The sequence below is a fragment of the Streptomyces sp. NPDC086554 genome (assembly GCF_040686095.1).
Taxonomy (GTDB): Bacteria; Actinomycetota; Actinomycetes; order Streptomycetales; family Streptomycetaceae; genus Streptomyces.
Genome location: NZ_JBFBJK010000045.1, coordinates 41,352 through 48,498 on the forward strand (window position 1 = coordinate 41,352; position 7,147 = coordinate 48,498).

8 protein-coding genes are annotated in these 7,147 nt (G+C 69.4%); 3 read left to right on the forward strand and 5 right to left on the reverse strand.

All coding sequences use genetic code 11. The annotated features are described in order from the left end of the window. Positions 1-3: 3 nt before the first annotated feature. Positions 4-1,155 carry a lipid-transfer protein gene (locus tag AB0O76_RS42100; RefSeq protein WP_365502701.1) on the reverse strand — a complete coding sequence of 384 codons (1,152 nt, stop codon included), beginning with the start codon at positions 1,153-1,155 and terminating at the stop codon, positions 4-6. A gap of 127 nt (positions 1,156-1,282) precedes the next feature. Between AB0O76_RS42100 and AB0O76_RS42105 the strand changes: the two genes are divergently transcribed. Then, on the forward strand, positions 1,283-2,887 hold the full coding sequence (locus tag AB0O76_RS42105; RefSeq protein WP_365502703.1) for a FadD3 family acyl-CoA ligase: 1,605 nt from the start codon (positions 1,283-1,285) through the stop codon (positions 2,885-2,887). Here AB0O76_RS42105 and AB0O76_RS42110 read toward each other — a convergent pair. After that, positions 2,884-3,264, reverse strand: a complete 381-nt coding sequence (locus AB0O76_RS42110) for a VOC family protein (protein WP_365502705.1) — start codon at positions 3,262-3,264, stop codon at positions 2,884-2,886. The genes AB0O76_RS42105 and AB0O76_RS42110 overlap by 4 nt on opposite strands. A gap of 158 nt (positions 3,265-3,422) precedes the next feature. Here AB0O76_RS42110 and AB0O76_RS42115 point away from each other — a divergent pair, with 158 nt between their 5' ends. Then, a complete protein-coding gene (locus AB0O76_RS42115; RefSeq protein ID WP_365502707.1) occupies positions 3,423-4,415 on the forward strand; it encodes an alpha/beta hydrolase in 993 nt (330 codons plus the stop codon). 1 nt (position 4,416) lies between these two features. Here AB0O76_RS42115 and AB0O76_RS42120 read toward each other — a convergent pair whose 3' ends face one another. The 3 genes from AB0O76_RS42120 to AB0O76_RS42130 all read right to left on the reverse strand — a co-directional run bounded on the left by AB0O76_RS42120 (position 4,417) and on the right by AB0O76_RS42130 (position 6,006). Further along, entirely contained in the window at positions 4,417-5,049 is a 633-nt protein-coding gene (locus tag AB0O76_RS42120; RefSeq protein WP_365502709.1) for a hypothetical protein, read from the reverse strand. A 41-nt stretch (positions 5,050-5,090) separates the two neighbouring features. Continuing rightward, the gene (locus tag AB0O76_RS42125) at positions 5,091-5,711 is read right to left on the reverse strand and encodes a DJ-1/PfpI family protein (RefSeq protein WP_365502711.1); all 621 of its coding nucleotides are present in this window, start codon (positions 5,709-5,711) and stop codon (positions 5,091-5,093) included. 139 nt (positions 5,712-5,850) lie between these two features. Beyond that, positions 5,851-6,006, reverse strand: a complete 156-nt coding sequence (locus tag AB0O76_RS42130; RefSeq protein WP_365502713.1) for a hypothetical protein — start codon at positions 6,004-6,006, stop codon at positions 5,851-5,853. Here AB0O76_RS42130 and AB0O76_RS42135 point away from each other — a divergent pair. Further along, positions 6,005-6,625, forward strand: a complete 621-nt coding sequence (locus AB0O76_RS42135; RefSeq protein ID WP_365502715.1) for a Uma2 family endonuclease — start codon at positions 6,005-6,007, stop codon at positions 6,623-6,625. The genes AB0O76_RS42130 and AB0O76_RS42135 overlap by 2 nt on opposite strands. Positions 6,626-7,147: the final 522 nt, after the last annotated feature.

Below are 7,147 nucleotides of genomic sequence, written 5' to 3' on the forward strand. Positions count from 1 at the left end.
CGCTTACGGGGCCCGCAGTAGGAGCGCTGACGTCGGAACGCCCTCTCCCGCCGTCACCAGGCAAGTGGCCGCAGCCGGGACCTGCGCCGTGCTCGTTCCCCGTAGTTGCTTCACGCCCTCGTTGATCAGGTTGAAGCCGTGGACGTACGCCTCGCTCAGGCCGCCGCCCCCGGTGTTGATCGGGAGGCGGCCGCCGCTCTCCAGTGCGCCGCCCTCCGTGAACGCGCCGCCCTCGCCTCGGCCGCAGAAGCCGTACCCTTCGAGCGACAGCGGGATCAGCGGTGTGAAGGCGTCGTAGATCTGCGCCACGTCCACATCCTCCGGCCCGAAGTCCGCCTGCTTCCACAGGTGTCGGGCCGCCGTCCAGGCGGGGCCCGTCAGTGGGTCGTCGTTCCAGTAGTTGACCATCCCGTGGTGCTGCGCGGGCAGCCCCTGGGCGACGGAGTGGACGTACACGGGCTTCTGGCGGCAGTCGCGGGCCCGCTCGGCGGAGACGACGACGCACGCCAACGCACCATCGGTCTCAAGACAGTTGTCGAAGAGACAGAGCGGCTCGCTGATCCAGCGTGACGTCATATACATGTCGCGGGTCAGCGGGCGTTCGTACATCATCGCGGCCGGGTTCTGGTTGGCGCGGTTGCGGCAGGCGAGGGCGACGTTGAAGAGGTGGTCGCGGGTCGCGCCGTACTCGTGCATGTAGCGGCGGGCGAGCATGCCGATTTCGTCGGCCGGGCGCAGCAGCCCGAAGGGGCGGGTCCACTGGGCGGGGGTGGGGAGTTGGACCGCCGTGTTCTTCCAGGGGCGCGGGCCGCTGCCCCGTTTCCGGGACCGCCACGCGATGCCGACGCTCGCCTGGCCGGTGGCGACGGCGGCAGCGAGGTGCGCGATGGTGGCGCAGGAGCCGCCGCCTCCGTAGCCGACCTTGCTGAAGTGGGTGACGTCCCCGGCGCCGATCGCCTTGGCGACCTCGACCTCGTCCGTCTCCTCCATCGTGTACGAGGCGAATGCGTCGACTTCGGACGGTGCGATGCCCGCGTCGTCGAGCGCGGCGACGATGGCGCGGCACGCCAACGTCTTCTCGTCCTCGGGCAGTTGTTTCGCGAACGCGGTCTGTCCGATCCCGACTATCGCTGTAGCGTCTTTGAGTGAAGCCATGGGCAACGGCACCTCCCCGGGTGGCTCGGCCCTGAGGGCTTCGCCATACGTCGTCCCGACTGCTGACAGCGCGTCAGGCTACAGCTAATCTGACGGATAGTCAGCTACTGCGGCGGAGGGGCTTGCCATGCGCGGCGACCTGGAGTGGGGCAGCATCCCGGGACTTGTCCGGGCGGCCGCCGAGCGGTACGGGGAGCGGGAGGCGGTCGTCGAGGGCCGCACCCGTATCTCGTACGAGGAGCTCGGCAGGCGCGTGGAGCGGGCGGCGGCCGCGTGCATGGCCTATGGCGTCAACTCCGGGGATCGGGTGGCGGTGTGGGCCCCCAACACCCTCGACTGGATCGTCTCCGCGCTGGGCGCCGTCTCGGCGGGCGCGGTCCTCGTCCCCCTGAACACCCGCTTCAAGGGGACGGAGGCCGCGTACGTCCTGGAACGCAGCCGGGCGAAACTGCTCTTCGTGACGGGCACCTTCCTCGGTACGTCGTACGTCGCATCGCTGCGACGCGCGACCGCCGAGGGAAGGGGAGACGGCCCGCTGCCGGGCCTTCCGCACCTGGAGCAGGTGGTCGTCCTGTCCGACGACGCCCCGGAGGACTTCCGTACGTGGAAGGACTTCGTCGCGAGTGGTGACGGGGTGCGTGCGCAGGACGTCCGGGCACGCGCGGACGGCATCGACGGCGCCGCGCCCTCGGACATCATCTACACATCGGGCACGACGGGCCGCCCCAAGGGCGCGGTCATCACCCACGCGCAGACCCTGCGCTGCTACGACGTCTGGAGCGAGCTCGCAGGCCTGCGCGAAGGCGACCGCTACCTGATCGTGAACCCCTTCTTCCACACCTTCGGCTACAAGGCGGGGATCATCGCCTGCCTGATGCGGGGCGCGACGATGATCCCGCAGCCGGTCTTCAACGTGGACACGGTGCTCGCGAACGTGGCGGCGGAGAGGATCTCCGTCCTCCCCGGCCCACCGACTCTTCACCAGTCGCTCCTGGACCACCCGTCCCGCGATCAGCACGACCTCTCCGCCCTGCGCCTGGTGGTGACGGGCGCGGCGGTGGTCCCCCTCCAGCTGGTGGAACGCCTGCGCAGCGAACTCCACATCGCCACGGTCCTCACGGCGTACGGCCTCTCGGAGGCGAGCGGCATCGTCACGATGTGCCGCCAGGGGGACGCGGCGCCGATCATCGCCGCCACCTCGGGCCGTGCCATCCCGGACACGGAGGTACGGGTGGTGTCCCCTGGCGGCGAGACGCTCTCACCCGGCCACCCTGGGGAGATCCTGGTCCGCGGACACAACGTCATGCAGGGCTACTTCGAGGACCCGGCGGAGACGAAGAAGACACTCACACCGGACGGCTGGCTGCGCACGGGCGACGTCGGAGTCCTCGACGGGGCGGGCAACCTCCGCATCACCGACCGCATCAAGGACATGTTCATCGTCGGCGGCTTCAACGCCTACCCCGCCGAGATAGAGCAACTCATCGGCGTGCACCCGCAGGTGGCGGACGTGGCGGTGATCGGCGTCCCGGATCCGCGCCTGGGGGAGGTGGGCAAGGCGTATGTGGTGCGCCGCCCGGGCGCGGTCCTCACCTCCGACGACCTGATCGCCTGGTCGCGCCGGGAGATGGCCAACTACAAGGTGCCGAGGCAGATCGAGTTCGTGACGGAGCTGCCGAGGAACGCGAGCGGCAAGGTCTTGAAGCAGGAACTGCGGGGTAGGAAAGGCTAGTTGGCGGCCTCGCGCTCGCCGGCACTGCGCTCGACGCAGAACTCGTTCCCCTCAAGGTCGAGGAGGGTGACCCAGCCCCGCCCGTCGGGCTTCCGGTGATCCTCAAAGACCTTGGCCCCCAGCGCGAGCAGCCGCTCGACTTCCTCGTCACGGGTGCGGTCCTGAGGCTGCAGATCGACGTGCACACGGTTCTTCACGGTCTTGCCGTCGGGCAGGGTGACGAAGAGAAGGGTCATCCCCTCGGCCTCGACCAGGGCTTCCGGGTCCCCCGGAAAGTCATCGTCGGCGAGTTTCCCGCCGAGCACTTCTGCCCAGAAGGTGCCCTGGCGGTAGGCGTCGGAACAGTCGAATGTGAGGTGGCGCACTAAAGAACTCATGTCGGGACTATCAGGGAGCGGCGGACGGGCTGTCCAACGAGTTTCGGGTGAGCGTTCGAGATCGTTCGTTTGCCGCCCTGGCAAAGTTCCTGGCGGGCGGTCGGTCCCGGAGCCCAGGATCGTGGTGTACGTACGTAACGCCTGATCCGGGAGGAAACATGCCGAGCCCGACGCACGGCCCGCAGCACCGACTGGTGGACGTCCCCGGCGGCGGCCGGATCCACTTGGTGGAGCAAGGGGAGGGCCCGTTGGTCCTCCTCGTCCACGGCTTCCCCGAGTCCTGGTACTCCTGGCGCCATCAGCTGCCGGTTCTCGCGGAGGCGGGCTTCCGGGCGGTCGCCGTCGACGTACGCGGATACGGGCGCTCGTCGAAGCCGGAGGGGGTGGCGGCGTACCGGATGCTGGCGCATGTGGCGGACAACGTGGGGGTGGTCCGAGGGTTGGGGGTGGAGACCGCGACGATCGTGGGCCACGACTGGGGCTCGACCATCGCGGCCCAGTCGGCGCTGCTGCGGCCGGAAGTCTTCACGGCGGTGGGCCTGCTGAGCGTCCCCTACGCGCCGCGGAACGGCTTCCGTCCGACGGACGCGTTCGCCCGGATCGGCGGCGACGAGGAGTTCTACGTCTCGTACTTCCAGGAGCCGGGAAGGGCGGAGGCGGAGATCGAGCCGGATGTGCGGGGCTGGCTTGCGGGCTTCTACGCGGGGCTCTCGGCGGACACGATGCGGCGGCCCTCCGTGGCGGGCGGCAGCCTCCACTTCATCGCGCCGGGCGGCAGGATGTCGGACCGTTTCGAGGCGGGCGGGTCGCTGCCTTCCTGGCTGACGGAGGCCGAACTCGACGTCTACGCAGCCGAGTTCGAACGGTCCGGCCTGACCGGAGCGCTGAACCGCTACCGGAATGTCGACCGCGACTGGGAGGACCTGGCGGCCTGGGACTCGGCCCCGATCCGCCAGCCCTCCCTCTTCATCGGCGGCGAACTCGACGCCTCGACGACATGGCTGTCCGACGCGATCAAGGCGTACCCCGAGACGCTCCCCGGCCTGGTGTCCTCGCACATCCTGGAGGGGTGCGGGCACTGGGTGCAGCAGGAGCGGGCGGACGAGGTGAACGGGTTGTTGCTGGAGTGGCTGCGGGGGCTGCTTCGCTGAGTCAGTGCCCGATGGGCGGTTCCATGCAGCCGGTCTCCGGGAAGGGCCCGTTGGTCTTCAATCCGTAATTGGTCGGCTGCACGAAGGCGGTGACGCAGGCGTGCTCGCCTACGTAGAGCCCGATCGAAGCCCCCTCGGGCGTGACGTACTCGTCGCTCTCGCTCTCGTAGCGAGAGCGCATCGCCTGCACGTCGAGTTCGCCACCGAGCAGTTTGCCCCGGCTGGTCGTCTTCCGGATCTCGTACCCGAGCTTGCCGGTGAGCGCGGCCTTCACGCTCTCCGGGTCCCACTTCTTCTCTCTGTGGAGCTGCTTGAGCACGGGCTCCATGCGGGCGGCCTCGGCCTGGGCGGCTTCCTCGTCGGCCGGGGTCATGTCGCCGGGGCGGCGGTAGGCGTTGTTGTCCCCGTTGTGGGGCGCACCGTCGACGACGCCGGGTTCTACGTAAGGGGAGGCGCCGGGGCTGGGGGAGTTGCTGGGGCCGGCGCTCGGGTGGCTGGGCGGCGGGGTGCCGGCGGCGCTGCCGTGCTGCTTCTCGCCGCAGCCGGCGGTGAGTGCTGCGAGGGCGGTGCCTATGAGGAGAGCGGACACCGCGCCGAGGCGCGGCCGCTGCGGTGACGTGACCATGCGGACCATGCCGGTGACTCTGCCACGTTCCCGTAAGGGAGCTGCCCCTTTCAGACGGCTCCCTGCCCCCGAACCATCTCCACCACCGAGGCCGGTGCCTTCTGCGGGGACCCTGCGTCGTACGGCGGCTGGGGGTCGTACTCAATGAGCAACTGCCGGGCCTGGGCGCACTCGTCGCCCGCGATCTTCCCGAGGAGGGTGAGCCCCATGTCGATCCCGGCGGAGACCCCCGCGGCGGTGACGTACTTGCCGTCGAAGACGACGCGCTGCCCGGTCGGCTCGACCCCGAACTGCTTGATCTGCTCAAGGGCAAGCCAATGGGAGGTAGCGCGCCGCCCGTTGAGCAGTCCGGCGGCGGCGAGGATGAGGGAGCCGGTGCAGACGGAGGTGGTCCAGGTGGTGGCAGAGTCCACGCTCCGGAGCCACCCGAGTACGGCTTCGTTGTCGAGGGCGGGGGCGGGCCCGCCGGGCACGACGACGATGTCGGGCCGAGTGACGTCGCGAAGCTCCTTGGTGGCGACGAAGGAGAGCGTCCGGGTGTCATCGAGGACGGGCCCGGCCTCCTCGGCGACGAAGACGACTTCGGAGTCGGGCAGGGCGGAGAGGGTCTGGAAGGGGCCGATGGCGTCCAGGGCGGTGAAGTTGTCGTAGAGCAGGATCGCGATCTGCACGGGGCTGCCTTTCGGGTGGGCGGGATCCATTGCCGGCCGGGCGTGCCACCGATTCTTCAACCGCCTACGGGTGTCCGCAATGACGAGTCCCCCACCTTTCCTGCCAAGGCCAGGCCAGGCCAGGCCAGGCCGGGTCGGGTCAGGGCTTGCGGGCGGCCCCCTCACCATCGGAGTGGGCGAGGCCGCGACGCGAGCGCAGGAACGTTGCCGCCTCACTCGCGCGGGTGGCGATACCGTCGTACGGGCAACGCACCACGCCAAGTCCCTCCACGATCTCCTCCATGGGAGCAGTCATGGCCGCAGAGGCACACAACAGCGACCAGCGGACGCAGGCCACCTCCGAGAACTGGATGTACCCGCCGGAGGAAGTCGGCTGGACGTACGACCAGGTTAAAGAGCTGGACGTCCCGTTCGACTGGGAACTCGTGGATGGGAACATCGTGGTGCGTGGGGCGACGAAGTGGTGGCACGACCAGGTGCGGGACGAGCTGTACTTTCACTTGCGGACAGCCAGGCGTGAGCCGTACGCCGCCAACGTCGAGCGATGGACCATGTTCGACGAACGCACCGTCCCCAAGCCCGACATCGTGGTCTTCGACAAGACCGGACTCGACGTCCGCACCCTGGAGTGCACGCCGGTCACGAGCGTCGTCCTGGCCGTAGAGGTAGTCTCGCCCGGTTCGCGCACCGACGACCGCTTCCGCAAGCCGGGGATGTACGCCGAGGCCGGGATCTCCTACTACTGGCGCGTGGAGCGGGGCGACGACGACATCCCGGTCGTGCACGAGTTCTGGCGACACCACGAGTCCGGCGTCTTCGTCCCGAGCCCCGACAGCCCCGTCCACACGGGCAAGCTCACGACTGAGGTGCCGTTCCCGGTCGACATCGACCTGGGGAGTCTGGTCGAGGTCTGATACGGGGTGCTGTCAGGGGGGGGGGCTTTGGTGGGCCGGTGGTGGTGTTCGTGCCGGGGCCGCCCGGTTGTCCTGAGGTTGGCGGTTCCGGGCCGGGTGTAAAGGGCGCTCCGCTGCGCTACGCGTCGGCTGCGCCGATTCCGCTGCGCTCCACCCTTGACACCCAACCCTCCACCGCGAGAAGCGTGATGACCGGGCGGCCCTGGAAGCGGGGCTCTCGGGGACTGCCGGTCGGGTCATCGGGCTTGAGCGCCGGGTGCGGACTTGTTCGTAGCAGCGCTGCCGGCTGGAGGGTGGGAGGGGTGCGCGGTCGGTCCGTGGGTCGGTGCCGGTTTCGTCAAGCGTCTGACGACCGGATCTTCCGGCCCCGGCCGGGAGGGAGGGGGGTGTGGGGGACCTACTTCGGCAAAGTTGCGTTTCGTAGGGGCGCGCGCCCCCCTTGTGTCAGAACACTACTTTTCCAAAGTAGGTCCCCCACCCCCCCTCCCAGCCTGTGATGCGTGACGGTCACCCCGGAAGATC

What these genes read in the sequence shown, in the direction of transcription:
- AB0O76_RS42100 (WP_365502701.1), bottom strand. Translation starts at nt 1,155, where the DNA reads ATGGCTTCACTCAAAGACGCTACAGCGATAGTCGGGATCGGACAGACC.
- AB0O76_RS42105 (WP_365502703.1), top strand. Translation starts at nt 1,283, where the DNA reads ATGCGCGGCGACCTGGAGTGGGGCAGCATCCCGGGACTTGTCCGGGCG.
- AB0O76_RS42110 (WP_365502705.1), bottom strand. Translation starts at nt 3,264, where the DNA reads ATGAGTTCTTTAGTGCGCCACCTCACATTCGACTGTTCCGACGCCTAC.
- AB0O76_RS42115 (WP_365502707.1), top strand. Translation starts at nt 3,423, where the DNA reads ATGCCGAGCCCGACGCACGGCCCGCAGCACCGACTGGTGGACGTCCCC.
- AB0O76_RS42120 (WP_365502709.1), bottom strand. Translation starts at nt 5,049, where the DNA reads ATGGTCCGCATGGTCACGTCACCGCAGCGGCCGCGCCTCGGCGCGGTG.
- AB0O76_RS42135 (WP_365502715.1), top strand. Translation starts at nt 6,005, where the DNA reads ATGGCCGCAGAGGCACACAACAGCGACCAGCGGACGCAGGCCACCTCC.
- AB0O76_RS42130 (WP_365502713.1), bottom strand. Translation starts at nt 6,006, where the DNA reads ATGACTGCTCCCATGGAGGAGATCGTGGAGGGACTTGGCGTGGTGCGT.